The organism is Campylobacter canis (genome assembly GCF_045504005.1).
Lineage (GTDB): Bacteria > Campylobacterota > Campylobacteria > Campylobacterales > Campylobacteraceae > Campylobacter_A > Campylobacter_A canis.
The window spans coordinates 153,851-179,447 of record NZ_JBJJXH010000006.1; the positions used below are offsets into that span (position 1 = coordinate 153,851).

At 38.4% G+C, this 25,597-nt stretch carries 26 protein-coding genes and 1 tRNA gene; 16 read left to right on the forward strand and 11 right to left on the reverse strand.

What is annotated here, in order from left to right:
• Window positions 1–101 precede the first annotated feature (101 nt).
• From ACHJH3_RS07705 to efp, 5 genes are all read left to right on the forward strand, one after another.
• A complete protein-coding gene (locus ACHJH3_RS07705) occupies window positions 102–1,775 on the forward strand; it encodes a 30S ribosomal protein S1 (RefSeq protein WP_407064311.1) in 1,674 nt (557 codons plus the stop codon).
• 6 nt (window positions 1,776–1,781) lie between these two features.
• On the forward strand, window positions 1,782–2,264 hold the full coding sequence (locus ACHJH3_RS07710; protein WP_407064312.1) for a hypothetical protein: 483 nt from the start codon (window positions 1,782–1,784) through the stop codon (window positions 2,262–2,264).
• A complete protein-coding gene (gene serA, locus ACHJH3_RS07715) occupies window positions 2,261–3,838 on the forward strand; it encodes a phosphoglycerate dehydrogenase (RefSeq protein ID WP_172200178.1) in 1,578 nt (525 codons plus the stop codon). The genes ACHJH3_RS07710 and serA overlap by 4 nt, the downstream gene beginning before the upstream one ends.
• A gap of 51 nt (window positions 3,839–3,889) precedes the next feature.
• The gene (locus tag ACHJH3_RS07720; RefSeq protein ID WP_407064313.1) at window positions 3,890–4,120 is read left to right on the forward strand and encodes a hypothetical protein; all 231 of its coding nucleotides are present in this window, start codon (window positions 3,890–3,892) and stop codon (window positions 4,118–4,120) included.
• 134 nt (window positions 4,121–4,254) lie between these two features.
• Window positions 4,255–4,821, forward strand: a complete 567-nt coding sequence (gene efp / locus ACHJH3_RS07725) for an elongation factor P (RefSeq protein WP_169940415.1) — start codon at window positions 4,255–4,257, stop codon at window positions 4,819–4,821.
• Window positions 4,822–5,150: 329 nt separating this feature from the next.
• Here the strand turns inward: efp and ACHJH3_RS07730 are convergent, their stop codons facing one another.
• The gene (locus tag ACHJH3_RS07730; protein ID WP_407064314.1) at window positions 5,151–5,399 is read right to left on the reverse strand and encodes a SelT/SelW/SelH family (seleno)protein; all 249 of its coding nucleotides are present in this window, start codon (window positions 5,397–5,399) and stop codon (window positions 5,151–5,153) included.
• Between the two features lie 90 nt (window positions 5,400–5,489).
• On the opposite strand from ACHJH3_RS07730, the gene ACHJH3_RS07735 reads away from it, so the two are divergent.
• From ACHJH3_RS07735 to ACHJH3_RS07755, 5 genes are all read left to right on the forward strand, one after another.
• Entirely contained in the window at window positions 5,490–6,038 is a 549-nt protein-coding gene (locus ACHJH3_RS07735; RefSeq protein ID WP_407064315.1) for a DJ-1 family glyoxalase III, read from the forward strand.
• A 110-nt stretch (window positions 6,039–6,148) separates the two neighbouring features.
• Window positions 6,149–6,391, forward strand: a complete 243-nt coding sequence (locus tag ACHJH3_RS07740; RefSeq protein WP_172200173.1) for an RNA recognition motif domain-containing protein — start codon at window positions 6,149–6,151, stop codon at window positions 6,389–6,391.
• 91 nt (window positions 6,392–6,482) lie between these two features.
• Window positions 6,483–7,394: a glutamate--tRNA ligase family protein gene (locus ACHJH3_RS07745; protein ID WP_407064316.1), complete on the forward strand. Its 912-nt coding sequence runs from the start codon at window positions 6,483–6,485 to the stop codon at window positions 7,392–7,394.
• 43 nt (window positions 7,395–7,437) lie between these two features.
• Window positions 7,438–11,049, forward strand: coding sequence for a DNA polymerase III subunit alpha (dnaE, locus tag ACHJH3_RS07750; RefSeq protein ID WP_407064317.1), 3,612 nt, complete (start codon window positions 7,438–7,440; stop codon window positions 11,047–11,049).
• Window positions 11,050–11,052: 3 nt separating this feature from the next.
• On the forward strand, window positions 11,053–11,559 hold the full coding sequence (locus tag ACHJH3_RS07755; RefSeq protein ID WP_407064318.1) for a GNAT family N-acetyltransferase: 507 nt from the start codon (window positions 11,053–11,055) through the stop codon (window positions 11,557–11,559).
• Window positions 11,560–11,608: 49 nt separating this feature from the next.
• On the opposite strand, the gene ACHJH3_RS07760 is transcribed toward ACHJH3_RS07755, so the two are convergent.
• From ACHJH3_RS07760 to ACHJH3_RS07770, 3 genes are read right to left on the reverse strand one after another with little or no spacing between them, the layout of a single operon-like run.
• Entirely contained in the window at window positions 11,609–12,280 is a 672-nt protein-coding gene (locus tag ACHJH3_RS07760) for a cysteine hydrolase family protein (protein ID WP_407064319.1), read from the reverse strand.
• A gap of 24 nt (window positions 12,281–12,304) precedes the next feature.
• Window positions 12,305–13,303, reverse strand: a complete 999-nt coding sequence (locus ACHJH3_RS07765) for a sensor histidine kinase (RefSeq protein ID WP_407064320.1) — start codon at window positions 13,301–13,303, stop codon at window positions 12,305–12,307.
• A complete protein-coding gene (locus ACHJH3_RS07770; RefSeq protein ID WP_407064321.1) occupies window positions 13,296–13,952 on the reverse strand; it encodes a DUF234 domain-containing protein in 657 nt (218 codons plus the stop codon). Before ACHJH3_RS07770 ends, ACHJH3_RS07765 begins: the two co-directional genes overlap by 8 nt.
• Before the next feature lie 282 nt (window positions 13,953–14,234).
• On the opposite strand from ACHJH3_RS07770, the gene ACHJH3_RS07775 reads away from it, so the two are divergent.
• The gene (locus tag ACHJH3_RS07775) at window positions 14,235–15,554 is read left to right on the forward strand and encodes an aminotransferase class V-fold PLP-dependent enzyme (protein WP_407064322.1); all 1,320 of its coding nucleotides are present in this window, start codon (window positions 14,235–14,237) and stop codon (window positions 15,552–15,554) included.
• Window positions 15,555–15,723: 169 nt separating this feature from the next.
• On the forward strand, window positions 15,724–16,836 hold the full coding sequence (locus tag ACHJH3_RS07780; protein ID WP_407064323.1) for a tetratricopeptide repeat protein: 1,113 nt from the start codon (window positions 15,724–15,726) through the stop codon (window positions 16,834–16,836).
• Window positions 16,837–17,100: 264 nt separating this feature from the next.
• Here the strand turns inward: ACHJH3_RS07780 and thiE are convergent, their stop codons facing one another.
• From thiE to ACHJH3_RS07810, 6 genes are read right to left on the reverse strand one after another with little or no spacing between them, the layout of a single operon-like run.
• Window positions 17,101–17,703 (reverse strand): thiamine phosphate synthase, encoded by a 603-nt coding sequence (thiE, locus tag ACHJH3_RS07785; RefSeq protein ID WP_407064324.1) that lies wholly within the window; start codon window positions 17,701–17,703, stop codon window positions 17,101–17,103.
• Entirely contained in the window at window positions 17,696–18,433 is a 738-nt protein-coding gene (locus tag ACHJH3_RS07790) for a hydroxymethylpyrimidine/phosphomethylpyrimidine kinase (RefSeq protein ID WP_407064325.1), read from the reverse strand. The genes thiE and ACHJH3_RS07790 overlap by 8 nt, the downstream gene beginning before the upstream one ends.
• Window positions 18,430–19,038, reverse strand: coding sequence for a hypothetical protein (locus ACHJH3_RS07795; protein ID WP_407064326.1), 609 nt, complete (start codon window positions 19,036–19,038; stop codon window positions 18,430–18,432). Before ACHJH3_RS07795 ends, ACHJH3_RS07790 begins: the two co-directional genes overlap by 4 nt.
• Entirely contained in the window at window positions 19,035–19,751 is a 717-nt protein-coding gene (locus tag ACHJH3_RS07800; protein WP_407064327.1) for a basic amino acid ABC transporter substrate-binding protein, read from the reverse strand. The genes ACHJH3_RS07795 and ACHJH3_RS07800 overlap by 4 nt, the downstream gene beginning before the upstream one ends.
• Before the next feature lie 44 nt (window positions 19,752–19,795).
• The gene (locus ACHJH3_RS07805; protein WP_407064328.1) at window positions 19,796–20,524 is read right to left on the reverse strand and encodes an amino acid ABC transporter ATP-binding protein; all 729 of its coding nucleotides are present in this window, start codon (window positions 20,522–20,524) and stop codon (window positions 19,796–19,798) included.
• Window positions 20,517–21,182, reverse strand: coding sequence for an amino acid ABC transporter permease (locus tag ACHJH3_RS07810; protein WP_254064982.1), 666 nt, complete (start codon window positions 21,180–21,182; stop codon window positions 20,517–20,519). Before ACHJH3_RS07810 ends, ACHJH3_RS07805 begins: the two co-directional genes overlap by 8 nt.
• A 223-nt stretch (window positions 21,183–21,405) precedes the next feature.
• Here ACHJH3_RS07810 and putP point away from each other — a divergent pair, with 223 nt between their 5' ends.
• Together putP and ACHJH3_RS07820 are read left to right on the forward strand one after the other, a co-directional pair.
• Window positions 21,406–22,896: a sodium/proline symporter PutP gene (putP, locus tag ACHJH3_RS07815; RefSeq protein ID WP_407064329.1), complete on the forward strand. Its 1,491-nt coding sequence runs from the start codon at window positions 21,406–21,408 to the stop codon at window positions 22,894–22,896.
• Window positions 22,897–24,177, forward strand: coding sequence for a DUF2130 domain-containing protein (locus ACHJH3_RS07820; RefSeq protein ID WP_407064330.1), 1,281 nt, complete (start codon window positions 22,897–22,899; stop codon window positions 24,175–24,177). It begins immediately after the preceding gene.
• 9 nt (window positions 24,178–24,186) lie between these two features.
• Here the strand turns inward: ACHJH3_RS07820 and ACHJH3_RS07825 are convergent, their stop codons facing one another.
• The gene (locus ACHJH3_RS07825; protein ID WP_407064331.1) at window positions 24,187–24,603 is read right to left on the reverse strand and encodes an SseB family protein; all 417 of its coding nucleotides are present in this window, start codon (window positions 24,601–24,603) and stop codon (window positions 24,187–24,189) included.
• A 115-nt stretch (window positions 24,604–24,718) separates the two neighbouring features.
• Here ACHJH3_RS07825 and ACHJH3_RS07830 point away from each other — a divergent pair.
• Both ACHJH3_RS07830 and ACHJH3_RS07835 read left to right on the forward strand, forming a co-directional pair.
• Window positions 24,719–24,795 (forward strand) — tRNA-Ile (locus ACHJH3_RS07830).
• A gap of 430 nt (window positions 24,796–25,225) precedes the next feature.
• Complete coding sequence (locus tag ACHJH3_RS07835; RefSeq protein ID WP_407064332.1) at window positions 25,226–25,378, forward strand: hypothetical protein; 153 nt, start codon at window positions 25,226–25,228, stop codon at window positions 25,376–25,378.
• Window positions 25,379–25,597 lie beyond the last annotated feature (219 nt).

Here is a 25,597-nt window from a genome sequence, read left to right on the forward strand (position 1 = left end):
CCAAAATTCAGATAGTTAATCTGCAAATAAGATATTTTAAGTATAATAAATTCAATTTGCCCTCTTGTAGGCGCAGATAAAATATACTCAAAAGGACCAAGATGGCTGAGGTGAACAAAAATGTTCAAATAAATAAGGCAAAGGATGAAGATATCGAAGATATAGACTTTGCTGCGATGTTAGAGGAGTCTTTTAAAAAGACCGAAGAAGATAGCGACGGAATTATCGTTGATATAAAAGGCGATGAGGTTTTTGTTAATGTCGGTAAAAAATCGGAGGGTATTTTAAATATCTCTGAGATTAGCGATGAGGATGGAAATCTTAAATTTAATGTCGGCGATACATTAAAAGTTGCGATTACGGGCTCAAGAGGCGGAAGGCCTATAGTTTCTCACAAAAAAGCTTTAAGAAAAGAGAAGGTTAAAGCTTATATAGATGCTTACAACGAAGATAGCGAAGATATTTTTGATGTAAAAATCGTAAGTAAGAACAAAGGCGGTTTCGTAGCTCAAAATAACGACGGTATAGAATTTTTCTTGCCGAAATCTCAAAGCGGCTTTAAGGATGCCGGCTCAATTATCGGAAAAACTTACAAAGTAAAAGTTATTAAAGTTGATAAAGAAGAGCAAAGCATAGTCGTTTCAAGAAAGAGAATACTTGACGAGAATCGTCGCAAGAAAAAAGAGGCTATCTCCTCAATAGTAGATAATCCAGAAGTTATAGAAGGAACGGTTAAAAAGATCACGACCTACGGTATGTTTGTAGATGTCGGCGGAGTCGATGGACTTGTTCATTATAGCGAAATCAGCTACAAAGGTCCTGTAAATCCGGGTTCGCTTTATCAAGAAGGCGATAAGGTTTTAGTTAAAGTTATCAAATACGATGATGATAAAAAACATCTTTCTTTATCGATTAAAGCTGCAATGCCTGATCCTTGGGATGAGATCAAAGATGGACTAGAAGTCGGCGATACTATAAAAGTAATCGTTAGCAATATCGAACCATACGGCGCATTCGTTGATCTTGGAAATGACATAGAGGGCTTTTTGCACATCTCTGAAATTTCATGGGATAAAAATATCAAAAATCCAAAAGATCATATAAGCGAAGGCGAAGAGCTTGATGTCGAAGTTATCGAAATAGACGTAAAAGATCGCCGCTTAAGAGTAAGTTTAAAAAATCTTTTACCAAAACCTTTTGATGAATTTAAAGCTAAATTTAAAGAAGGAGATGTGGTAAAAGGTACCGTTACTACGGTTACAAATTTTGGAGCGTTTATTAAGATAGGAGCGGTTGAAGGATTGCTTCACAACGAAGATGCTTCATGGGATAGAAATGATAAGTGCAAAGATATGTTTAAAGTTGGCGATGAGGTTGAAGTTAAGATCGTTAAGATCGACAATACCGAGCAAAAAATTTCGCTTAGCTTAAAAGATCTAAAGCAAAGTCCTGTTCAAGAATACGCTAAAAAATACAATGTCGGCGATATCGTGACCGGCAAAATTCGCGATATTAAAGAATTTGGAATTTTTGTAGAGCTTGGCGATAATATCGATGCTCTTATTCGTAAAGAAGATATGGGCAATGTAAAAGCCGAAGAGCTTAATATCAACGATAATATCGAAGCTGCAATCGCATTTATTGACGAGAAAAAGAATAGAATTCGCCTAAGCATCAGACGTCTTGCTAAGCAAAAAGAGCGCGAAGTGCTAAATGAGATAAATAGTGACGACAAGGTAACTTTAGGCGATATCATTAAAGAACAATTGTCGTAAATTTAAATGAAGCGGCATCTGTTTGCCTTTGTCGTCGTCTGCTTGTTGATTTTTGTTTGCGCTTCGGGCTTCATGCTTTGGAGATATGCAAATTCAAATTTGGCTCAAGGCGATTTAAGTAGCGAGATAATTCAGCAAACAGAGATAAAAAATGAGAATAAACAGGTAAATTTGTGGGTGAATGAGCTTGCAAATTTGCCTCAAAAAGAGTATATTTTAGCGACTAACGAGATATTTATAGAGTTTAAAGACAAAGCAATTCCTAAAACCAAGAGTGTATATCAACTGATTATCGATAAAGACGATATATACTCTATGTTTTGTCTTAGCCAAACCCTTGATAGCGTTTCGGTTGACTTTAGTATAGTCAAGCAAAATTCAACAAATTTAATCTATCTAAACACACAAGATAAAGATATCTTAAACCGTGTTATAAACGAACTTAAAACTTACGATATACACTCAAGCATAAAGGAGATCAGGTTATGAAAACGATAATTGTATGCGATGCTATTCATAAAATAGGTTTTGAAATTTTAAACCGAGAAGAAAATATAAAAGTAATAGATGCTACTTCGGTGCCAAAAGATGAACTTTTAAATATCATTGGAGAAGCTGATGTGGCTATTACTAGAAGCTCAACGGAGATTGATGAGAAATTTTTAAATGCTGCTAAAAATTTAAAAGCTCTCGTTAGAGCAGGGGTTGGCGTAGATAATGTCGATATAGACGGCTGCTCGAAGCGAGGCATTATCGCTATGAACGTTCCTACAGCAAACACGATAGCTGCCGTTGAGCTAACTATGGCTCATATGCTGGCCGCTGCAAGAAGCCTTCCTTATGCTCATAACGACCTTAAAATGGATAGAATTTGGAAGCGCGAGAAGTGGTATGGAGTTGAGCTTTTTAATAAAACTTTAGGTGTCATAGGATTTGGAAATATCGGCTCAAGAGTTGCCATTAGGGCGGCGTCTTTTGGTATGAAGATCATAGCTTACGATCCGTATATCGATCCGTCAAAAGTAACCGATATGGGCGGAGTTTATACAAGAGATTTTGATGATATTTTAGCTTGCGATTTTATTACTATCCACACACCAAAGACGAAAGAAACCGCAAATATCATCGGCGAAAATGAAATTTTGAAGATGAAAGATGGTGTGCGGCTTATCAACTGCGCTCGTGGAGGACTTTACAACGAAGAAGCGCTTTATAACGGACTAAAAAGCGGCAAGATAGCCTTTGCCGGCATTGATGTATTCTCTCGCGAGCCGGCTACCGATCATCCTTTGCTTGATCTTGAAAATGTAAGCGTTACTCCTCATCTTGGCGCAAACACTCTTGAATCTCAAAGCAATATCGCAGTTGCTGCAGCCGAGCAAGCCATAAGCGCAGCTAGAGGCATAAGCTATCCAAACGCTTTAAATTTACCTATCAAAACAGAGGATTTGCCGCCTTTTGTAGAGCCTTACATCGAGCTTATCTCAAAGATGTCGTTTTTAGGAGCACAGCTTACTCAGGCTCCTGTTAAGGCTATTAAGGTTGAAGCTAACGGGCAGGTGGGCAACTATATAAAATCAATGCTTACGTTTGCTATAGTCGGTGTTTTAAAAGAGAGTTTAGGAGACAAGATAAACTATGTAAATGCGCAATTTATCGCCGATGAAAAAGGAATTTTAACAGATACTACTATCGTGCCTGAGAGCGGATATAAAAACAAAATCACAGTTAAAATAACCACCGATCAAGGCATCACGTCAGTTAGTGGCACGGTATTTAACGAAGCCGAGCAGCGCATAGTAAATATCAATGGCTTTAAGACTGACTTTAAACCAAAAGGCAAGATGATAATCTTTAAAAACTCAGACGTTCCTGGCGTTATTGCTAAGATAAGTGCAATTTTAGCCGAAGAGAAGATAAATATCGCAGACTTCCGTCTTGGACGCGACGATCATGGATTTGCACTCGCGGTAGTGCTTGTGGATGAAAAAGTTTCCAAAGAGACTCTTGGCAAGCTTAACGAGCTTGATGTTTGCGTTTGGGCAAAATACGCTGTTATTTGATTATTCCAACCCCTCTTTTGAGGGGTCATATCTTAAATTTAAAGGCTTTTATTGATTAAATTTTTTTATATTGCGTTTTTGGCGGTTTTGTTTGCGGGCTGTGAAAGTGAAGTGCGTAAAAAAAGCGCTCAAAATTTTGAGAAAATTTTAGTCGAGAAAAAGAAATTTCAAAAAATGCCCGAGGATGAGCCAAGTGTTGGCGAACAATTAACAAGAGAGATTTATTCTCAGATGGATCACAGTAAGAAAAAAGAAGGAAAATTTAAATTCGGTAGCAAGTAGAACTAAAATTTGGCGCTAAATTTCACTTCTTGCTTTTTATATTTATAAAATTTACTACTAAATTTCCGCTTCAAATAATAATTTTATAATTGTAAATTTGATATAATCGCCAAGTTTATTTATAAGGAGAATTTATGGCGACATATTCAATGGGCGATTTAAAAAAGGGCTTAAAGATCGAATTAGACGGTATTCCTTACAAGGTGGTTGAATATCAACACGTAAAACCGGGCAAGGGAGCGGCTTTTGTAAGAGCTAAGATTAAGTCGTTTATAGACGGTAAAGTACTTGAAAAGACATTTCACGCCGGAGATAAAGCCGATCAGCCGAATTTAGAAGAAAAACAGATGCAATATCTTTATGACGACGGTGAGTATTGCCAGTTTATGGATACCGCTACTTACGAGCAGGTGGCTATAAGCGATGATGATGTGGGCGATGTGAAAAAATGGATGATAGACGGAATGATGGTTGATATCCTCTTTCATAACGGCAAGGCTATCGGTGTGGAAGTTCCTCAAGTAGTTGAGCTAAAAATAGTTGAAACTCCACCAAATTTCAAAGGAGATACACAAGGCGGTAAGAAGCCGGCTACGCTTGAAAGCGGCGCTGTTGTGCAAATTCCTTTTCACGTGCTTGAAGGTGAAGTTATCCGCGTAGATACTGTTAGAGGCGAGTATATCGAGCGAGCTAATAAATAAATTTACAAATAGCCTTTTGGTGTTTTATAAAATTATCAAAAGGCACCACTTAAAATAATTTGGTTTTTCTAAAATCGCTTCTGCTTTTAGAAAAACCTATTAACTTAAGCCTCCATAGTACCACAATATTAATTCTAAAATTATGAAATTCTTACCAAAAGACTATTTTAATCATTACTGTATTTTTAAAGAAAATTTTTGAATCAAATTCGAAGATACAATAATAAGAAAACAAAATAAGATTTAAAATCTTTTTGAGTTCTCTAATAAATTAAGATATCGCAAAAACAAAATAGTCAAAGCCAAATTTGACTTTGACTAATGACTTATCAAAGCGCCTTTATACGCTCTACTATTTCCATTATTTCGTCATGGTTCGGAAGCGCATTTACCGATGTTCCTATCAAGTCTTTTTTGGAGTATAACACGTTACCGTCGACTTCGATGATGAAATTTCCGCTATCTCCTACGACTTTATTTACTGATGCGTCAGGGACTTGTTCTAAAATTTTTTCTTCTACACGAGAAGCTGTCGGTCTGTAGTTTCAAGAGTTACAATAAGTTATCTTTACTTCCATTGTGAATTCCTTTCTGGTAAAAAGTTGAATAATTGTAACATATATTTGATAAAATAATATAAAATTTCACAAAAATTCAAAGGAGTAAATATGAAAAAAGTTGCTGTAATGCTTGCAAATGGCTTTGAAGAGATAGAAGCGATAACCATTATTGATATATTAAAAAGAGCCGGAGTTCAGGCGAAATTTGTAGGACTTGATGCAGATATTTTAACAGGAGCTCACGGAGTAAAAGTTCATGCCGATACTACTTTAGACAAAATTTCCGAGAGTGAGTTTGACATGATAGTGCTTCCGGGCGGCTTGCCAGGCGCTCAGTATTTGGCTGATAGCGATAGGCTTAAAGCCATTTTAAAAGAATTTGATCTTAACGGCAAATTTGTAGCAGCCATCTGCGCAGCACCTATGGCTTTGGCAAAAGCAGGCGTTATAAAACAAAGCTACACTTGTTATCCCGGCTTTGAAACAAAAGTTGGCAAAGACGGCTATATAACCTCACAAAATGTAGTAAAAGACGGCAACATCATCACTTCTCGCGGACCTGCTACGGCCATGGAATTTACTCTTGAGCTGGTTAGAAATCTTTGTGGTGAGCAAATTTACAAAGATGTAAAAGAAGGTCTTTTATTTGTTGGGTAAAATTTGACGAAATTTATATTAAAGGCTAAATTTACTAGCTATTTTTTGCAAATTCAGGTATTATCAGACAACCGATTTTATCGGAAATTTGAATTTAAGGAAATGTTACTTTGAATATTTACGTCGGTAACTTGTCATATCGCATGACTGAGGCAGAGCTTAAGGATACTTTTTCGCCGTTTGGCGAAGTAAAACGCGCAAAGATAGTAAGAGATCGCGAGACGGATCGCTCAAAGGGATTTGGATTTGTCGAGATGGATGACGCTGCAGGCGCAAAAGCGATAGAGGCACTAAACGATAAAGAGATCGGCGGTAGAACTTTAAGAGTCAATGAAGCTCGCCCGAAAGATTAAAATTTAGCCGCTCGCTTGGGCGGCTTTAGAATTTATGCGATTAAATTTTCCTTTTTTATTTTTAAAATTTCATAAGTCTTGACTATCCTATATGAATTCTCAAATTATCTCTCGTATAGCTCCTACTCCAAGCGGATTTCTTCACGCCGGAAATGTATATAACTTTCTTTTAACCTATCTTTTTACACGTGCTTTTGACGGAATTTTGCACCTTCGTATTGATGATTACGATCTTGTGAGATACAAAAGCCAATATACCGAAAACATCTTTCGCGTGCTTGATATGCTTGGTATTGATTTTGACGGCGGAGCTAGTTCGGTGGCTGAATTTGAGGCAAAATTTAGCTCCAAATTGAGAGCTTCAAACTACGAAACCGCGCTTAAGAGACTTAAAAATTTAGGAGTTTGCTATGCTTGCGAGTGCTCTCATTCGATGATAAATTCATTTGAAAACGGCATCTATAAACAAATTTGCCTAAACAAAAATCTAAAATTTACTCCGGGTAAAACCTGCGTCAGACTTCACGTAAATAGCGATGAGATGATAGAGGTTGGCTATGACGGCACAAGATTTGGGCTTGCAAATCTAAACCAAAGCAAAAGTATCAATTTGGCTAAAGACATGGGTGATTTCATGATATATAAAAAAGACGGCGCCGCCGCTTATAACCTTGCAAGCCTTATTGATGACGAGATGCTTGGAGTAAATTTGCTCGTGCGCGGAGATGATCTGCTTGAGTGTTCGGCCGCTCAAAAATATACGGCAAATTTGCTCGGATTAAATTTCAAAAACTCAAATTTCATCCATCACAGCCTGCTTAAAAGCGGAGATAAAAAACTATCAAAAACTTCAAATGCGCCTGCTGTGAATTTAAAAGACGGTGCAAAAATTCACTATAAATTTCTATCTAAAAAACTCGGCTTAAACGAGTCAAAATGCGATACTTTATCAAATTTGCTCGAAGCCTTTAAAGAAAATATAAGCCATATAAAAGCGCTCTAAAAGCTACTATTTTGTAAAATCAAGCCTAATAAAAGGAATGATTATGAGCGATTTTACACATTTACATCTGCATACCGAATACTCCTTGCTTGACGGAGCCAACAAGATAAAAGAGCTTGCCAAAACGCTTAAAAAACAAGGCGTAAGCTCGGTAGCAATAACAGATCATGGAAATATGTTTGGTGCAATTGATTTTTACAAGACGATGAAGGGCGAGGGAATAAAGCCGATAATCGGTATAGAAGCTTATATACACAACAGCGAAGATGTCGGAGATAAGAGCTCTAAGCAGCGCTTTCACCTGTGTCTTTTTGCTAAAAACGAGATCGGTTATAAAAATTTGATGTATCTAAGCTCGATGAGCTATATCGAGGGCTTTTACTACTATCCGCGTATCAATAAAAAACTATTAAGAGAGCATAGCGAAGGCGTGATATGTAGCTCTGCTTGCCTTCAAGGCGAGGTGAATTGGCATCTAAACGAAAGCGAACGAAATTTGCGCTACGGAGCGGGCGGATATGAAAAAGCGCTTGAAGTGGCGCGCGAGTATAAGGAAATTTTCGGCGAGGACTTTTATCTTGAGATCATGCGCCACGGTATCGGTGATCAGCGCAGGATTGATGATCAAATTTTGCGTATAGCAAAAGAGCTTGACATCAAGATAATCGCCACTAACGATACACACTATACTTTTCAGCAAAGAGCCGACGCACACGAAGTTTTCATGTGTATCGCGATGAACAAACTTCTTGATGATCCAAACCGCTTGCGCCATAGCGTGCATGAGTTTTACGTTAAGACTCCTGCTCAGATGAGCGAGCTTTTTGCCGATATTCCCGAAGCTATAGCAAACACGCAAGAGATTGCAGAAAAATGCAATCTTGAGATAAAGCTTGGCGACGCGACACCGCCAAATTTTAAATTTACTCTTGAATGCGCAGCCGAGCGAGGACTAAGTCTGCCGGAGCCTGACAATCGCTACAGCTTTGCAAACGACTCGGTGTTTTTTGAGTATGAGTGTAGAAACGGTCTTGCCGAGCGGCTTAAATTTGTGCCTGAAGAAAAGCACGAAGAGTATAAAAAGCGCCTTGAAGTTGAGATAGATATCATAAATAAGATGAATTTTCCGGGCTACATGATGATCGTTTGGGATTTTATAAGGGAGGCTAAGAAGCGCGGCGTGCCGGTGGGTCCGGGACGTGGTTCGGCTGCCGGAAGCTTGGTGGCGTATAGTCTTAGGATAACCGATATCGATCCCATACCTTATAACCTGCTTTTTGAGAGGTTTTTAAATCCCGAGCGAGTAAGCATGCCCGATATTGACGTGGATTTTTGTCAGGATAGAAGAGGCGAGATAATTGATTATGTTATCGAAAAATATGGTAAATTTAACGTAGCTCAGGTTATAACGTTTGGTAAATTGCTTGCCAAAGGCGTCATCCGCGATGTCGCGCGGGTTTGCAATATGCCTTATGCCGAGGCTGACGCGATGGCAAAGCTTATACCTGATGAGCTTGGCATAACTCTTGAGGGTGCTTTTGAAAAAGAGCCAAAGATAAAAGAGCTCATCGATAAAAACGCAAATGCGGCTAGAATTTGGAAATTTGCACTTGATCTGGAGGGGTTAAACCGCAACGCAGGCATGCACGCAGCTGGAGTTGTTATCTCAAACGAGGAGCTTTGGAACAAAGCTCCGCTGTTTCGCCAGCCAAATAGTGCCGAAGATCACTACGTAACGCAATATAGTCTAAAATATCTTGAGGATGTGGATCTTATCAAATTTGACTTCCTTGGACTTAAAACCCTAACGGTTATTAATAACGCTATAAAGCTTATCAAAAATCGCTTTGGTAAGGATATTATTTGGGAGACGATTGATATAAACGATAAAAAAACTTATGAGATTATTCAAAGCGGACAAGCGATAGGACTCTTTCAAGTGGAAGGTGAGGGTATGCGTAAGCTTGGCTTTAGCCTAAAGCCTGACTGTTTTGATGACATTATCGCGATGGTTGCGCTTTATCGTCCGGGGCCTATGGATCTTATTCCTGATTTTGTTGCAAGGAAGCATAAAGAAGCCGAGATAACATATATTTTCCCGGAACTTGAGCCTATTTTAGCCCCTACTTACGGCGTTATCGTATATCAGGAGCAGGTTATGCAGATAGTTCAAACCATAGGCGGATTTAGTCTTGGAGGTGCAGACTTGGTGCGCCGTGCAATGGGTAAAAAGATAAAAGAGGAGATGGATAGGCTTAAAGGGCAATTCGTAGAAGGTGCGATTACAAAGGGGCTAAACGGAACAAAGGCTGACGAGCTCTTTGAGATGATTTTGAAATTTGCCTCTTACGGATTTAACAAATCGCATGCCGCAGCTTATGCGATGATAATCTTTCAAACTGCATACCTAAAGACCTATTATCCTGCCGAATTTATGGCGGCTCTTTTAACGAGCGAGGAGGATAATGCGGATAAAATCGCAAAATACATCGACGAAACAAAGCGTATGAACATATCCATACTTCCGCCTTGCATAAATCGTTCTATGCAAGAATTTAGCGTTGTTAGCGAAAACGGAAGCGACGCTATTATTTACGGTCTTGGAGCGATTAAGGGTGTTGGCGGTGCAGCTATAGAAAATATTATTGAAGAGCGTAAAAATGGAGAATTTAAAGAGCTTGACGATTTTGTTTCGCGTATAGACAGCTTTAGAGTAAATAGAAGAGTTGTTGAAAGCCTTATAAAATCAGGCGCTTTTGATACTTTTGGCTTTACTAGAAAGATGATGTTTAATAACCTTGATAATATAATGGAAGCTTGCAAAAGTGCTGCGCAGATTAAGAAAAATAGCGCAGAAAGCCTCTTTGGTGAAGATGAGAGCATGAATAACGTGAAGGTAAATTTGCTGGCGGACGATACGGAATTTGAGCTAAAAGAGAGGCTTTTATATGAAAGAGATAGCGTAGGAATTTATCTTTCGGGTCATCCTTTGCAGGACTTTAAGGCGCAAATTGACGAGATAAGCTACACTTTAAGCTCGGAATTTGAAAGTGTCGGCGAGAGTGCGGAGCTACTTGTGGTCGGAAAGATCGAAGATATCAGCACGAGGATAGCTAAAAATAGCGGCAAGAAAATCGGCACCTTAAACGTGCTTGATTTTCACGGAAATATCGAAATAACGCTATTTGATCGCGAACTTGCCGAGCTTGAAAAGCTTGGAAATGCAGTTTATGAGACTCCTTACGCCTTTAAGATAAATTTCTCTCGAGACGGACAGTTTAACCGCATAAGGCTTATAGAGATGGTTAGTCTTGAGGACGCTAAGGATATGAATTTTAAGGCGCGAACCTTTAAGAAGCGAAATTTTAACGGCAACGGAAGCTATCAAAACGGCTCTAACGGCTCAAATTTAAAAGAAAAGCCTAGAAATTTAACCCCGCTTGAGCTAAATTTGGACATGGTAAGCCTTAGCAAGGATATGATAACAAATATCTACCGCCTAGCTCAGCAAGATCACCGCAATGGGGTTGAAAAGAACAATAAAAGTCTAATCATCAAGATAGCTAACCCCGAGCAAAATCAAATTTTAGTTTATAACACGGAATTTGTAGTAAGCGATAATTTTGAAGAAAAGGTAAATAACTTAGCAGGATAAACAATGACTATACAAAATAGCTCAAAAGATGATGTGGGCGAAATTTTATATCTTTATGACGAGGCGGTTAAGCTTCAAAAGATAAAAGGTGCTGCTCCTTGGCCGAAATTTAGTCGCGAGTTTATAGAGACCGAGATCAAAGAAAATAGGCAGTTTAATATAAAAATAGAGGGCACAATAGCTTGCGTTTGGGCGATAGCCTTTGATGACGCTCAAATTTGGCAAGAGAGAAGTGCCGATGCCGCCATATATATACATCGTATAGCGGTAAATCCTAGCTTTAGAGGGCAAAATTTAGTTTTGCATATAGTCAATTGGGCTAAAGAGTATGCTCTAAAAAGTAGTAAAAATTTTATCAGGCTTGATACGGTAGGTGAAAATTTAGGGCTTATTAAGCATTATCAAAAGTGCGGATTTTGCTTCCTTGGACTTACCGAGATAAAGGATACTAAAGGCTTACCGGCTCATTATCAAAATGCTAAAGTAAGCCTTTTTGAAATTCGTCTTTAAGACCAGAATAAGCGGCTTGCGGGTCGGTTTTGTTTAGATTCACCTAAATTTATTCAAGAGACTTGACAACTTTTATATTTGCCGCTATTTGCATATGTCGTAAAAATACTAGATGATAAAAATCGCCGTTGTGCCAAGGCGCGTCGTAGGTTTGCACCAGATCGCTTACTACGATGACTTCGCGTTTGATGTTTTTTTCGTTTGCGCTTAGCTTGATGTGAAGGGCGAGGTTATAAACGCAAAGATCGGTGCAGTCGCCAAAGATGACAAAAGTATTCACATTTGGATTTTGCTCTAAAAAGCGGTTAAATCCGTCGCAATACGCCGAGCTTATCGAGTTTTTATAATAAATTTTCATCTCATCAAAAAAGCTTAAATTTTTAATCTCTTCTATCGTCTCAGCCTCGCTCGTTCCTGCTATTGCATGTGGCGGGAAAGCGTCAAATTCGCTTGAAATTTCACCGTGATTATCTTGGATTAAGATGAAATTTTTAAAGCCAAATTTATCGTGCGCTCTTTTAAATGTATCTGCCAAATTTTTAGCTATAGCATCCACTCTTGGACTAGATAACGCGCCCTCACAGCAAAAGCCGTTTATCATATCTACGCTTATAAAGGCGATATTTTTGCCGCCGTTTTTAAAAAGCTCGCTCATCTTAAGTGGCTTTAGCTCTTCGTGCCAAATTTCTATTTCGTCTAAAATTTTTCTATCAAGTTTCATTTTTGCCTTTCAAATTTTATAAATTTACTCGCTTTTTGCCTTATAAATAGGCAAATTTATGCAAAATCGCTTCGGATTTAGCATGATCTCGATGCTTCCTTTGTGTGCGTTTATGATCTGCAAGCACAGGTGCAACCCAAGCCCGTTTCCTTTAAGCTTGCTCGTCTTAAACGGCTCAAAGACGATTTGCGCATTTGCTATATCTACTCCGCTATCAAATATGACGAAGCGATGTTCCTGGGATGTTTTTTCATATTCAAGCCTTATCTCCCCGCTTTCATCATCGCTTTGCTCGATAGCGTCAATCGCGTTAAAAAGCATGTTTTGAAAGACTATCGCAAGCAAGTCTTTGTCGCCATTATAGTAAGCGTTTGGAAAATTTAAGTTGAAATTTATATCTTTGGAATAAGCGTAATGGGCTATGGCTTCCTCGCATTCGCTTTTTAATTCGTTAAAATTAAACACGCTAGGATTTATGCTAAGACCTTTTGTAAAGAGCAGGGTTGCTTTGATGATACGCTCTACTCGCCAAATGGCTCTTTGAATCTCGCTTGCTATGGGCTTTGTTTTTTCATCGGCTCGCTTTAAAAGTGTTGAGGTTAGAAGCGAGATCGAACCTATGGGATTTCTTATCTCGTGAGCTAAGTGAGCGGCAACCTGTCCCATAGAGGCTAGTCGTTCCGTGCGTTTTTCTTTAGTGATGTCTGTTGCCGAGATGATTTTTTTGCCGTTTTTTTGAGTAGTTTTTATGAGATAAATTTGACCGTGTAGCTCTATCTCTTCGCTGTTTTCATCGATTAAATTTAAAAGTTTTGGAATTTTAAGCGCTTCTGAGTTTTGCAAGAAAATTTCGCCCTTTTCGTCTATGACCCATATGGCGGTGGGCAAAATTTCCACGATCTCTTTTATGAAATTTTGCAAATTTGAGTATGAATTCGTGAGGTTTTTATACTCTTGCTCGATTAGATAAGTCTGCTCTATCAGGCTTTTTAACCCATCTTGTATGCTTGTTTTTTCATCCATTTATCAGCTCCTCAAAATCTTTCATATCAAAAAGCATTACTCGCTCGTCTTTTAATCTCTCAAGCTCTTTGCTAAAGCCGCTCTTTGAAAAAAGCGCAAATTTATACGGTTCAAGCTGCAGTCTGCCACATTTTTTAGCAAGCAAATTTAGCACATTTTTGCATATCTTATGCTCTTTAAATTTCGCCTCTCCGACTATGATCTGCTCGTTGATTTTTAAAAACAGATCGATCTCAACCTCTCTTGTCCACAGGCTGCTTACTCTATCAAATTCTACGCCAAATTTGTGCGCCAAAAGCTCCCTGCAAACAAGCTCAAACCCAAAGCTCGCATAATCATCGAAATTCGCCCTTGTATCTCGCATAACGTTATCAAATTTAGCCTCTTCAAGCAGGCTTAAATTCGGCTCTATAAATCTAAACCAAAATCTAGTGAAGTTATCGCTAAAACGTATTTTATCCTCTACCTGATATCTTCTTAAATGCTTTTTTAAAAGCTGTCCTTTTGGCGCTTTTATAGGCTTTTCAAGGCTCTTTTCGACACTTATAAGCTCTCTTTCAAAAAGCTCTTTATAAACTCGTTTGGCAACTTGTTGGGAGAAAATTTTATGGATATTAAACCGCTTTCTATCGCTTTTTGCAAGGCGCATTAGTGCAAGGCTAAGTTCGTTTTTAAGCGGAGTGTTAAAGCTAAATTTTGGTTTTAAATTTTGAAATTCTCTTACTATACAAACCTCAATCGCCTCAAAAACATCGTAAAAATTTGGGCTTATATCATAAGCGTCAAAAACGCAATGGAAATTTATAAGCTCATGTATATCAAGGTGTTTGAAGCGTTTATAAGAGGATTTTAACGTATGGATTTGTTCTCCTTTTTAGCCCATTTTAGCACACTTTTGGTTATAATCACTTTTAAAAACTAAGGCGATAGTGTGCTGAATTTGGATGAAGTTAGAAAAAATATCATTTTAAAAGACGGAATTTATTATTTTGATTATACCGCTTCGGGGCTTGCTTATGAGCCTATTGAAAAAGAAGTTTTAAAATTTCTAAAAACCTATGCTAATACACATTCTGACAGCTCCTCAAACGCCATTTTAACCCAGCGCAGATACGAAAATGCAAGAAGCGAGCTTAAAAATTTACTCGCTCTTAACGATGAGTTCTATCTCGTCGGTTGCGGAAGCGGAGCAAGTGCTGCTATCAAGAAATTTCAAGAGATCATGGGGCTTTATATACCGCCAAATACTCGCAAAAGATACAATATAAAAGCGATTTCAAATTTGCCTTTAGTTATCGTGGGGCCTTACGAACACCATTCAAACGAAGTTAGCTTTCGCGAAGGGATGTGCGATGTCCTTAGAATAGGGCTTGATGAAGACGGCGGAGTTGATTTTAAAATGCTTGAGCGTGTGCTTGAGATGAATAAAAACCGCGAGATCATCGCCTCTTTTAGCGCAGCTTCAAACGTTACGGGCGTTATTAGCGATTACAAAAGAATTTATGAGATGATTAAAGCTCATGGCGGAGTACTTGCGCTTGATGCATCAAGCATTAGCGCTTATGCCAATGTGGATTGCAATTACTTTGACGCGCTGTTTTTGGCTCCGCACAAACTGCTTGGCGGGGTCGGAAGCTGCGGGCTTTTGGCGATTAGAAAATCGCTCATAGATAGCTGTGAGCCTACTTTTGCAGCAGGCGGAACGGTGGCTTACGTAAGCAGGACAAGTCATCAGTTTGTAAAGAATTTCGAGCAGTTAGAAGAGGGCGGCACTCCTGGGATAATTCAGATGATAAGGGCAAATTTGGCCTATAAGCTTAGAAACGAGATCGGATTTGAGCGCATTAAAGAGCGTGAAGATGAATTAAACGAGCTTTTTTCAAAAGAGCTTGCAAGTATCGATGACGTGATATGCTACTTGCCTAAAAATTTGGCTCGCGTGCCGATATTTGCGTTTAATGTTAAAGGCGTTTCGCCTTATGATTTTGCCGCAACTCTTAGCAATGACTATGGCATACAAACCCGAGCAGGATGTGCTTGTGCAGGACCTTACGGGCATGATTTGCTAAATTTAAAAGACAATCAAACATTTGACAAAAAGCCCGGCTGGGTTAGAGTGAGCTTGCACTATACGCATACTAAAGACGATGTGTTTTATCTTATAAGCGCCATTAAAAAAAGTATTGAGAAGCATAAAAACGTTTGGGGCGAGGAGCTTGCGCTTCACTCGATATTTGCGGGTAAAATTTAAGCCTAAAAATTTTAAATTCGCTCAATAATAACGATAATTTCAAACTCTAAATATTGTTACTAAAATTAATGTAACTATATAAAATTAGGTAAAAAAATTATTTATATTAATATTTTTAGACAAAGTCTAGTATAATTGTGATAGAGAAATTTCATACTAGGAGGCTGTCATGAGAAAAGTTGTTTTTATCGTTTTTGCCGCACTTCTTGCACTATCGGCTCATGCAAGAACTAACGCATCAATAGCAAACGAGTTAAGAATAGACAGTAAATTTAGAGAGTCTATCCCGTTTGAGCACGAAGCTTGCGTAAAGGATAAGGTTTGGTCGTCTTGCAAACAGCTTGGCTCTCATTATGATTTCGGAAGACCGGGCATAGCAAGCGATCCGCAAAAGGCTATTATGTATTATAGATTGTGTTGCGACTTAAATGATCAAGACAAAATGTGCTGCGAAAAGGGTTATGTAAAAGAGCTTAAAGAAAAACGTGAAGCGGCTTGCAAGGCGAATGACGCTGCAAGTTGCGGTAAGCTCGCAGTCTCTGCGTATGACAAAAAGGACTTTGAAGCTTCGTTTAAGTACGCAAAAAAGGGTTGTGAACTCGGCAAGGACGAGGATGCTTGCACATATCTTGCCTATATGTACTACTACGGTCAGGGCGTAGAGAAGAATTATGAAAAGGCGTTTGAGGTCTATAACGGCTTGTGTGAAAGAGGAGTGTATGGTATGTGCCCTACGGTGAGCTTTTTTTACACCGATGGTATAGGTGTGAAAAAAGATATCAAAAAAGGCAAAGAAGTTTTAGAGAAAATTTGCCCTGATAAGTATCCGGAAGCTTGCGGCAGCTTAGGAGAGCTTTATGAAAGCGACAAATACGGCATGAAAGATGAGAAAAAGGCAAGCGAGCTATTTTCTATCGCTTGCAAACACAACAGAAAAAGCAAGGCTTGCGAAAAGCTAGGCAAAACCACAAGCGAGGAGATAGCTTGCGAAAACAAAGATCCGCACTCTTGCTATATGGCTGCGAACGCTCATAAAAACGATCCTAAAAAAATGCTTTATTATTATGATAAAGCTTGCGAATACGGATATAGCAATGGTTGCTTGCAGGCTTTGCCTCTTGTGGAAAAATATGACAATAAAATTATGGAATATATATATAAAGCTTGCAAGCTAAATAATAGAGAGGCTTGCTTTACTTTTGAGGATATCGTCGGAAAGGCTTGCAGGGAAGGTAATAAAGAAATTTGCAGTTGGCGTGATAAGATGAAACAAAGTAGGTAAATTTAACCTCGTTCCAAGCCGTTTGCTAAATTTGACATTCGGCTTGGTAAAATGATGTTAAATAGGTTTGCTTGCATCATCGTTTTGCAAATATCGGCTTAAAATACTGCTTCTTGGGATTTTTTAATATATGTTCAAGGTTTTTTGACCTTGCGAACGCGCTCCAAATTTGAACTAAACTGCGTTTAATGCCTAATTAAATTAGCTTGCCTTAATGCATAAATCGGTAAAACTTTCTTTGTTACTTTAGTTTAAAGATTAAAACTACAAAAATCTGCTTAAATTTCTGTAATTTTCGCTTATGCTTTCAGGCCTGTAAAGGGCTGAGATAACGGCGATAAGATCTATTTCAAGAGATAAAATTCTATCGATATTTTGAGCGTTTATACCGCCGATTACGGAGATTGGTATATCTAAAATTTCTTTAGCCTGCATTATCGTTTCAAGTGAGCATCTTTTAGTAGCGGGTTTTGTTAAGCTTGTAAAGACGCTCCCAAACGCTACGTAGCTTGCCCCTGCGTCTTGTGCCTTAAGAGCCAAATTTACGTCGTCATAGCAACTTACACCGATAAATGCATCTTTGCCTAAAATTTCTCGCACGGCTTTTATGTCGCCGTCCTCTTTACCGATATGAACGCATTTTGCTCCGATTTTTTTAGCAAAAGTCACATCGTCGTTTACGATAAATTTCGCTCCGAAATCATCGCAAAGCGTTAGCAACTTGCGTGCTAAATTTTCATCTTTAACGGCTTTTTTGCTTCTATATTGAAAATGTTTTATCCCGCATTCTAAAATTTCACGAGTTTGCTCTAAGATAGTATCATCGGGAGTTAAAATATCATCGCTAATCGCATAAATTTCAGCCATTAAATCCTGCTTTGTGATTTAAAATTCTCACGCCAAATTTGCTTGTGTGTGCTGATTTTATAGAGTTTAAGATGAATTTTTTAGCGATCTTTATCGATTCTTTTGTGCCCTTTCCTAAAGCAAGAGCGCAAGCAAGCGCACTGGCAAAGCTGCATCCGGCTCCATGCATTATCTTTGGCTCTATCAACTCCTCTTGGAATTTAATTATCTCGCCGGCTTTTGTGTGCAAGGTATCTTGGCAAATTTCATCGGCTACAGTTCTTTTAAAGATGATGTCGCATGGCAAATTTGAAGTATCGATATTTAAAACACGCGCTTCGTATATGTTTGGAGTGGCTATCGTTGCCAGATTTAAAAGCTCTCTTAGCTCGCCTATTGCGTCATCTTTAAGTAGTTTTGCTCCCGATTTTGCAACGCAGACAGGATCAATAACCGTTGGCACATTAAGACGCTCTATCCAGCCTTTAGCGCACAAGATAAGCTCTTTATTAAAGAGCATTCCGACTTTGATTGCATCTATCTTAAGCTCGTCGGTTATCATTTTAAGCTGTGCGTTTAAAAATTCGCCCGAAACCTCACTGATAGCGCTTACTCCATCGGTGTTTTGCGCAGTAAGAGCAGTAATCGCCGTTGCGCTGTAGCAGCCAAAGGCTTCGCAGGTCTTGATATCAGCCTGAATACCGGCTCCTCCGACGCTATCAGATCCTGCTATGATAAGTATGTTTTTCATTCATTTGCCTCTTTAAACTCTATTTGAATTTTTGGTTTTTCCTCTTCTTCTTGTGTTTCGTCCCACAATATCTCTTGCTCGCTATCTTCTTTTGGTTTTGCTTCGGGCTTCTTGCCGCTTTGGAAGCACTCGAAAATTTCGGGAAATTTATCCTTTATCTTGTTTGAAGTTACCTTTATCTTCTTATATTCTTTGTTTTTTGGTTTGGCTAGAGCGTTTTTTACTAGAGTTTTGTTTAAAATTCTACTATTATCGCTTACTTCGCAAAGCCATCTATCGCCTAAATTTTGTTTGGCTTCAAGGTAAAAATTTCTTCCGGGTTTTATAAATTTATAAATTTCATCTTCGTAAAATTTATTAAATTCTTCTAGCTGTTTTTCGTCGTCTATGCATTTTTTTGGCTTATAAATTTCGATACCGTAAAGCTTGCACGGAGCTGATTTTATAGGATTTATCTTAAAAACAAAAGTATCCTCGTTTATCTTTTTGACAAAGGTTGCGATTACTTTTTGATCGGCTAAAGCGAAAGTAGGAATAAATAAAAAAACAAAAAGAGCCACGCAACTTTTAAATTTGAGTTTAAAAATTGCGTGAGAGGTCATCATTTAAGATCGTATTTTTCTAGTAATTTATCGTAAGTGCCGTCTTGTTTAAGCTCTTTTAAAGCGGCATTTATCTTCTCTATCAGATCTAAATTTTTATCTTTATCAAAAGCTATAGAAAATCCTTCGCTTCCGTCTGATTCTTTATGAAATTCCTCTAGATCAGGATTTTTCTTAAGGTATCCGTATCCTATAGAGCTGTCAAATATCACCGCATCAATTTTATTTGCCTTAAGTCCAAGAACCAGCGTAACAGTCTCTTCTGATGGAACAATATTTACTCCTTTTATCTCTTTTGCCGCCATCTCTTGAACCGTGCCAAGCTGCACACCTACTTTTTTACCGCTTAAGCTCTCTTTGTCTTTTATAGCCTCATTGCCTTTCTTGCGAAGGTAGATATTTTCGGTTGAGTAGTAAGCGTCGGTAAAATCAATAGACTTTCTTCTTTCGTCGGTTGCGCTCATCGCGCTTGCGATCACGTTTATTTTGCCTGTTTTAAGAGCAACGATAAGTCCGTCGAAATTCATATTTACGAACTGGTATTTAAATCCTACTTTTTTAGAAAGCGCATCCATCAGATCTATATCAAAACCTGCAATCTTGTTTTGATCGTCGATAAACTCAAACGGCGGATAGTTTGCGGCTGTTCCTACTTTAAGTTCGGTAGCGCCAAGGCTAACTAAGCCCGCCAGAAGCAGTGCGAATAATTTTTTCATCTAACTCTCCTTAATGAAATTTGCGTAATTATAATACTTTAAAATTAATGATTTAACACTTTTCCTAAAAATTCTTTTAGTCTTTGATTTTGTGGATTTTCAAAGATATTTTTAGGCGTGTCATCGACGGCGATTCTGCCCCCGTCCATGAAAAATATACGGTTTGCTACATTTCTTGCAAAACCCATTTCGTGAGTAACTACAAGCATAGTTAGACCCTTGGCTGCGACATCTCTCATGATATCAAGCACCTCTCCGATCATCTCCGGATCAAGCGCTGAGGTCGGCTCGTCAAAAAGTATCACGTCAGGATTCATCGCAAGCGCTCTGGCTATGGCTATGCGTTGTTTTTGTCCGCCTGAAAGCTTGTGAGGGAAGGCATATTTTTTATCAAGCAATCCTACGCTTTTAAGAAGCTCGTCGGCTCTTTTTTCCGCATCCATTTTGCTTAAAATTCCCGCTTTAATCGGGGCTAGAGTTAAATTTTCTAGGACGTTTTTGTTTGCAAATAGATTAAAATGCTGAAAAACCATACTTATCTTTTGGCGAATTTTGTTTATATCGGCTTTTTTGCTCAGTATATCTTCGCCGTTTATCTTGATATGTCCGCTTGTAGGTTCTTCAAGGCGGTTTATGCAGCGTAAAAATGTACTTTTGCCCCCGCCGCTTGGTCCGATGATGGCTATTACTTCGCCTTGTTTGATATCTACGCTAATATCTTTTAAAACCTGCAAATCGCCGTAGTTTTTGTTTAAATTTCTAATCTCAATCATGTCTATTTAGCCTCTCTTCAAGCTTTTTAGCCAAATACGAAAAAATTTTAACGCTTGTATAATAAACCACGCCAGCAAATATAAGCGGCTTTGGATTGTAAAGAACCGATTGAAAGCTTCTGCTTTGCATAGTGATATCGGCTACGCTTATGAAGCCTACTATGGATGTTTCTTTAAACAGCGATATAAATTCATTGGCAAGAGCGGGAAGGATGTTTTTTGTCGCTTGAGGGATTATGATTTGTCCCATTGAAGTTGAGTAGTCAAGACCCATAGCGCGCGCCGCTTCCATCTGCCCTCTATCTACGCTAGCAATACCGCTTCTAACGATTTCTGCGACGTATGCGGAGCTATTTAACCCAAGAGCTACAATTGCTGCGTATAAATTTTCAAACGAAACAAGTATGATAAACGCAAAAACCATAAGCTGGAGCATGAGCGGAGTGCCGCGCAAGATGTCGATGTATTCGTCTATGATAAAAGTAAGCGGCTTGATCTTTAAGAAGCGTAAAAACGCAAGGAAAAATCCAAGCACTATGCCTATGGTTATACCGCCTGCGGTTAGTATGAGAGTTGTTTTGTAACTTTGCAGATATGCTAAGCGCTGAGTTGCGTTAAGCTCGGTAGGGTAGGTAAAATAAACACCGACACAGACTATGGTTAAGAAAAAAAGAAGCTTGAAAAATTTCTCGTTCAATTTGGTTGCCTTTAATGAAACGTAAATGTCAAATATACAAAAAAATTGATATTTTTTTGCTTAATTGATACTGTTTTAGTGTGAAATTTCCGCTCATACGAGCAAATTTAAGAGAGCAAATTTTTAAATTTTAATAAATTTAATGTTAATATATCGCTTTAAATTTAACCAAAAGGCTTGTTTTATGGAATTTGGCGCATATCTCGCTATTGCTCTTTATTTTGGATTTTTATTACTTGTCGGTAAGTATTCTTATAACAAAAACGCAAATATGAGCGAGTACTTGCTAGATAATCGCAGACTAGGACCGGTTGTAACGGCTCTTAGCGCAGGAGCTAGCGATATGAGCGGTTGGATGTTGCTTGGAGTGCCCGGTGCGCTTTATGCTACGGGTATCGCAAACGTCTGGATCGCGATAGGACTAACTATAGGTGCGTATTGTAACTATCTATTTTTGGCCAAAAGGCTTAGAGTATATACCGAGGTTGCAAGCGACAGTATAACGATTCCTGATTTTTTAGAAAACCGTTTTAAAGACAACACTAAAATTTTGCGTATAGTCTCGGGCGTAGTTATACTTGTATTTTTTACTCTTTATGTAAGTAGCGGTATCATCGCGGGCGGCAAGAGCTTTGAGAGTTTTTTCGGGCTTGATTTTAAAATAGGAGCGATATTTACGCTATTTATCGTTGTGTTTTATACTTTTTTTGGCGGATTTAGAGCGGTTGCGATAACCGATGCTTTTCAAGGTTCGCTTATGTTTTTAGTGCTTATTTTAGTCCCTACCGTTGCGTTTTTTAACATCGAAATTCCAAGTGGAGCTAGCCTTTGGAGTGAGATTAGTAAATACGGCGAAAACCACCTAAATTTATTTCACAATCAGACATTTTTAAGCATACTAGGACTCATGGCTTGGGGTCTTGGATACTTCGGGCAACCTCATATCATAGTGCGTTTTATGGCGATAAGAAGCTCTAGTGAGCTTGCTCAGGCGCGCAGGATAGGTATCGGCTGGATGGCGCTTGGGCTCATTGGTGCTATCATGAGCGGGCTTATAGGCTTTGTTTATTATAGTCAGCTTGGCATGCCTTTAAAAGACTCTGAAACCGTATTTTTAAAGCTTGGGGAGACGCTGTTTCATCCGTTTATCGTAGGAGTTATCATCTCTGCGGTACTTTCGGCGATTATGAGTACGATTTCAAGCCAGCTTTTAGTAAGTGCAAGCTCTGTTACGAAGGACTTTATTCTTGCATTTTATAAAAAAGAGGTCGATGAAAAGACGCAGGTGATATTTGGCAGATATGCTGTAGTTGCAGTTGCTTTAGTGGCAACTCTCTTGGCGTTTGGCTCAACCGATACCGTGCTGGGAGTGGTAGGTAACGCTTGGGCCGGATTTGGAGCTAGCTTTGGACCTGTACTTTTGTTTAGTCTTTATTATAAGCGCATGAGTGCTCTAGCGGCACTTGCAGGCATGATAGTCGGCGGCATAACAGTGCTTGCTTGGATAGCTTTTGGGCTAAATTCTTACGTTTATGAAATTTTGCCGGGATTTGTAGCTTCAAGTATCGCTATTATAGCAATTAGCATCTGGGGCGATGCGATAGATAAGATGACAAATGAGCCAAATCAGAAAGTCGTGCAGGATGAATTTGAAAAGATGAAGACGAGACTATAAATGAAAGATAGCGTAAAATGCCCAAACTGCGGGTTTGATGTAGATGTAAATTCGGCTTTTAAAAGCCAAGTCGAACAGGAATTTAACCAAAAATTAGCCGCCGAAAAAAAGAATTTTGAAAAAGAGGTTGAGGCCAAAAGAGAGCAGTATAAGACGCATTTAGAGCAGCTAAACGCAAAGCAAAAGGAGCTTGAAGCCAAACAGGCGGAATTTGACGCTAGAGTAGCTGAGGCTTTAAAGCTTAAGCAAAGCGAGCTTGAAGCGCAGATAAAGATAAAATTTGAAAATGAAAATTTAGCCGCTGTAAATGCGCTAAAAGCCGAGCTTGAAGCCAAGTCAAAGCAGGTTAGCGAGCTAAATTTAAAAACCGTGGAAATAGAAAAACTCAAACGAGAAAAAGATGAGCTTGAAGCAAGTATAAAGGCTAAAAGCGAGCTTGAATTTTCGGCTAAGTTGCAAGCCGAAAAAGAGCGCTTGCAAAAAGAAATTTCATATGCCAATGAGCTTAAATTTCGCCAAAAAGATGAGCAGATGGAGGCGCTTAAAAAGCAGCTGAGTGAAGCTCAAAGACGTATAGAGCAGGGCAGCCAGCAGCTTCAAGGCGAGGTGCAGGAGCTTGCGATTGAGGAGTGGTTGAGGGCGAAATTTCCGCTTGATACTATCGAGGAGGTTAAAAAGGGTGCAAACGGCGCTGACTGCATGCAGATAGTAAATACTAGAGAGGTGCAAAACTGCGGTAAAATTTACTATGAAAGCAAGCGAACCAAGAACTTTTCAAATGAGTGGATAGAGAAATTTAGATCCGATATGCGCTCAAGCGGTGCTGACGTGGGAGTGCTTGTGAGCGAAGCGCGCCCAAAAGATATGGAGCGGCTGGGGCTGGTTGATGGAGTGTGGGTGTGTTCGTATGAGGAGTTTAAGGCACTTAGCTTCGTGCTTAGAAATTCTGTGATTGAGCTAAATTTCGCTAAAAGCTCCGTGCAAAATAAAACAGGCAAAATCGAGCTTCTTTACTCTTATCTAACGAGCAATGAGTTTAAAATGCGAATTGAGGCTATCGTAGAGGGCTTTACTTCTATGCAAGAAGACTTGATAAAAGAGCAAAATGCGATGAAGCGAATTTGGAAAAGCCGCGAAAAACAGATAGAAAAGGTTCGTGATAATGCAATAGAGATGTTTGGCTCGATCAAAGGTATCGCAGGAAATTCTATCGGCGAGATAAAGACGCTTGAGCTTGGATTTGATGAGAGCGTTGCTCAAAGCGAGCCTGAAAACGAGTGAAATTTAAGGTTAAATTTCACAAATTTGCTTAATCGTCTTGAAATTTAAGATTAAATTATACGAAAATGCGTCTATGACTATGCCAGCGTATTTTTCTTTTGATGCTTCTAGCATAGCAAGATAGTTTTTAAGCTCTAAATTTAAAATTTCTTGTTCGCTATCGTTTCTCCACCTCATCATCTCTTCTTTGCTTGTAAAAGCTGGAAAATAGCTAAGATCGCTCTCTTCGTCTTCAAGAAGAATAAATTTGATATTTGAGCCTTCTTCTTCATAAAATGCCTTTCCGTCAGGCTTGGCTAGTGCTTGATTGATAATAACAGGAGCCATAAACTGGGCTTTTTTAAGCTCTTGTATAAGGTTATTTTCATTTTCCTTGCCCGGATTATCTAAAAAAATTTGCATCGCTTTACTTAAATTTGTATTCATTTTGTCGCTTTCGTTTTTAAATTTAATGACAATTATACATTTTTAAAAATTTAAAACAAAATTTAGCGATAAATAAGGTTTGCATTGTTATAATCACAACTTAAATTCAACTGGCGGGTTCATAGCTCAGTTGGTTAGAGCATCCGGCTCATAACCGGATGGTCCCAGGTTCGAGTCCTGGTGAACCCACCATTACATACTTTTAGTCTATTTTTACCTTCTTTTACCATACTTTCACTGTATAAAAAATTACCTAAAATTCGTTTATATTCCACTTTTTAACTTTTATTTCCATAATTTTGAAATACAATAGTTTTACTTTATTAGGTGACTAATTGGGTGACTAGCAAAGCATTAGGTGACTAGCTTCTTTTAAGTATCTAAAGCATAAAGTTTGAGTAGTCTAAAATAACATTAAAAGTATATAAAAGTGATAGCAAATTTAAAATTTAAAAAGAAAGTATATATAAAGCAGATAAGTAGCGCAACAGAAATATTGCATATCATGCTAAAGAACATATGAAATTATTAAAGTTGAAATTTATACTATAAACAATGCTAACTTAAGACACTCTCTTGTTCACCTAGCCTGTTATAATTATAAAAACAAAAAAGGACCAAAATGCTATCCAAATCGCAATATACAAGAGGGTTACAGTGCCCAAAGTCTCTATGGCTTTATAAATTTAGACGCGACCTTGAAAACAAATATATCGATAATACAAAATTTGAGATAGGTAATGAAGTAGGTAGGCTTGCACAAGAGTATTTGTAATAAATAATAAAAGAATCAAACGATATATATTTTTAACTCACAATCAAATTTTAAACCACTTTTGATTATAATACTAATATAGATTATTATAAAGGTTAAAGATATGGAAAAGATTGGTTTTAACGATGACATCTCGGAAACCCTGCTTATAAATTTGTATTTTAGAAGCCTTGAAAACGAAGTAAAAGAGCCGATTTTAAGAGATGAGTTTTCAGGTGA